The organism is Shewanella sp. 1180_01 (assembly GCF_052850535.1).
This window is the reverse complement of sequence record NZ_VXCT01000106.1, coordinates 1-3,203: the sequence shown is the minus strand read 5'-3', so window position 1 is coordinate 3,203 and position 3,203 is coordinate 1. Positions and strand designations below refer to the sequence as shown.

Sequence of the window (3,203 nt, the reverse complement as noted above, 5' to 3'; positions counted from 1 at the left end):
CGATGAACCCGAGCAGAGAATGAACATTAAGGCGTTGCGGTTAGGACTGTATCGCTGGGGCCGGTATTGGGTGCACCAAGAATTGGGCAAGGGGTTTTCGAACCGCAGCGCCTGCGACCGTTTAGGCGAAGCGCTGGGCGGCGGCAACTTAAAGCACGAACTCAACGTGCCTGCCCACGTCGCCCATTTTGACCACCTCGTTGAGCAGTTATCCATTAACTGCAAACGCGCCATTCGAGCCCATTATCTGTGCAAAGAGCAGTGGGCCTTAATGGGATTTGACAGCAAAAAGTCTTACATCTTCTGGCTAAGAAAAGCCGAAATGGCACTACTGGATAGGATGAATTAGAAGGAACGCCCTCTTACGAGGGCTGGCGGGTTAGACGGTTGTCCACCAAGACTGCTAACCCGTTGATTGGATTTTATCAAAGGTTCGGCTCGTTACCTATGCAAAATAATTCGCGATTAAATGATGCGCTGAGCTTAGGTGTGAGCTCTATATTGATCATAATGAAACTAGGCTTTTACAAATGATTGTTTTGTGGATTTATCGTTCTGGTGCTCTTGCCGCAATACGCCTTTATGCATTTGTTTGGGCAAAACGCCAGTTACCCCCAAGTGTTTTACGGGGCAATCCAAACACTCTGTAAGTTAAGTGTTAGTTTATCTGAATTAGTAATACGACTAGAGGCAATCGAGATTGCTTTATTACTTAGAATTTATAACTTATCTAATGGACTCGTTGTCCCTGCGTAATGTTGGCCAAGCACATGGGTGTAGATTTGCGTTGTACTAACGTCATTATGGCCAAGTAGCTCCTGAACACTTCTGATATCACTGCCCGATTGAAGTAGATGGGTTGCAAAGCTATGTCTAAATGTATGACAGGTAACACGCTTAGTTATTTTGATGTTACGCACCGCATTGCCGAGCGCTTTACGAATAACACTCTGATGAAGATGATGCCTGCAAAGCGTTCCTGTATAAGGATTAATGCAGGTTGTGGTTGAAGGGAAAATGAACATCCATCCGTGTTGCTTAAAGGCATTTGGATACTTACGCTCTAACGCATTGGGTAGGGAAGGACCGATCCCTTGTTGGTTGTCACGGTGTTGAATCTCCATTGCCTTATTAATATATGCTGCGAGTTTAATGGCACATTTATGGCTGAGGATTGTTTGTCTATCTTTATGACCTTTACCATCCCTCACAGTCAACGAAGCTTGTTCAATATCAATATCTTGGATACGTAACCTGAGGCATTCTGAAACTCTCAGTCCACTACCATAGAGTAGTTCTATTATTAGCCTATCGCGGCCATCAAGCTCATTTAGTATTAGTGAGATTTCTGAAGGGGATAACACAGTAGGTAAATAACGCTGTTTTGTGGCATAGCAAAAACCTAAGTTTCCAAGCTCATGATGCAAATGCTTCTGGTACAAATAGGCTAACGCGTTCAGTGCAATTTTTTGAGTGTTGATAGCCACATTCCGTTGATTGGCAAGGAAGGTTAAGAATTGTGCGACCTCCTCTGTTCCCATCGTTTCAGGATGACGCTTGTGGTGAAAGTTAATGAACGCCTTTATCCAATACAGGTAGGATTTTTCTGTTCTGATACTGTAACCACGCATGCGCATTTCTTCTTGAACACCGCTTAAAAAAGGGCTTTTTATACTCATGATAGCAATCCTTGCTTTTACTGTTTATATATACAGTATTATTTAGAAATCGCTTAAATCAAGGAAGAGTGTAAATTTTTTTGCGCGTTTTCACTTATGAATCCCCATGCATTTTATTAATTATCAATGGCTTATCCTTTTACGGTTCGAGTTAATAGGTTTGGGAAACGCGCATGCGCGTTTTTCCAGATGGTGTATTTGAAAAAAAGCTGATAAGTTCCTTTTATTACAAGTAATTAACAGTGCGCGTTTTTACTGGTCTAATGAGGTAAATGCGCATGCGCACTAATAAAATGTTATGTTTTTTGAGGAAATATGGATATACGAAAGGTTACCACAGCAGAGGTTTTACCCATTAGGCATCTTGTTTTATGGCCTAATAAATCGCCTTCATTCTGCGAAGTCGAAGGGGATGACTCTGCTACTCACTATGGCGCATTTATTGGTGGGAAACTGGTTTGTGTGGCATCCGTTTATAACAATGGTCATGAAGCTAGGCTCAGAAAATTTGCTACTCTGTCTGAATACCAAGGGCAAGGAATTGGTACTAAGGTCATCGAGAAGCTGGTGCGTGATTTGAAGCGAGAAAATGTGAGCTATTTCTGGTGTGACGCACGAACTTCAGCACTGTCTTTCTATCAGAAGTTTGGGTTGTGTGTTGAAGGTGAAGAGTTTTACAAATCAAATGTAGCGTACTTCAAAATGTCTGTTTCGTGGGTGTAAGAACCACAAACATAACAATAAATTTAAGAGTGATTCACAACGCTTGGCGCCGTCACTTCAAGTCAGTTTAGTGTTTATGGCACAATGGTTTAGGTAAGGTGGTAGCGTTGTTCACACCTTAATTTGGCGTTAGGTTTTTTCGGTAAATATCCTTGTGTCAAAGTCGCAAATGAATAATGCTCGTTTCTAACTCAATTCTGAGTTATTTTTGCTTGCTTTGTCCGATAGCGAATGAGTCTAGGTTTAATGTCTTTCTTCGCTATTGTGTACGGTGGAATGTGCATGAACAGGAGTTCGGGAGTTTATAGAATGACTTATCAACAATTAGATGCCATCGCTGATTCATATGTGCCTCTGCTAGGTATTTTGTCGTTACTTTGGTTTGTAAGAAAGGGGTTTAGTTCAGGTGTAAGAAGTGCCTGTATCGATGTAGTAACAACGTTTTTTGGTGCGCTTTACATTTATACATTAATGTTTGCAGATAAGTACCTTGGCGCTTTTGCGTCCATTGAACTTGATTATAGCACTCACACTGCCTTGGCATTGGTTTTTGTAGTAACCCTATGTTTTATAGGAAAAACGGTAAGGTCTATAACGATAATATCAATGTTATCGTATTGTTTGTTGATGCTATATCAAGGCTATCATACGGTAGCAGATATAATGTTAACGGGCTTGTTGGTCTTGCCTGTGCTGGTATGGTTAAAGTGTTTACCACGTAGTAAAAACAAACCTAACAAATAAGGATAGGCCGCGCGTAGCCGCGACCTTATCCCAAGTGTTGAACAAGCCCGATGCTGG

The 3,203-nt window shown here is 41.6% G+C and carries 4 protein-coding genes; 3 read left to right on the top strand and 1 reads right to left on the bottom strand.

The features are described from left to right. The coding region (locus FW758_RS24100) for a hypothetical protein (RefSeq protein ID WP_446446777.1) at nucleotides 1–349 on the top strand (349 nt) is incomplete at its 5' end. Between the two features lie 370 nt (nucleotides 350–719). Here the strand turns inward: FW758_RS24100 and FW758_RS24095 are convergent. Next, nucleotides 720–1,679, bottom strand: a complete 960-nt coding sequence (locus FW758_RS24095; RefSeq protein WP_063884495.1) for an integron integrase — start codon at nucleotides 1,677–1,679, stop codon at nucleotides 720–722. Between the two features lie 315 nt (nucleotides 1,680–1,994). On the opposite strand from FW758_RS24095, the gene FW758_RS24090 reads away from it, so the two are divergent. Both FW758_RS24090 and FW758_RS24085 read left to right on the top strand, forming a co-directional pair. Then, nucleotides 1,995–2,402, top strand: a complete 408-nt coding sequence (locus tag FW758_RS24090; protein WP_194576802.1) for a GNAT family N-acetyltransferase — start codon at nucleotides 1,995–1,997, stop codon at nucleotides 2,400–2,402. 309 nt (nucleotides 2,403–2,711) lie between these two features. Continuing rightward, nucleotides 2,712–3,146, top strand: a complete 435-nt coding sequence (locus tag FW758_RS24085) for a hypothetical protein (RefSeq protein ID WP_446446776.1) — start codon at nucleotides 2,712–2,714, stop codon at nucleotides 3,144–3,146. Nucleotides 3,147–3,203: the final 57 nt, after the last annotated feature.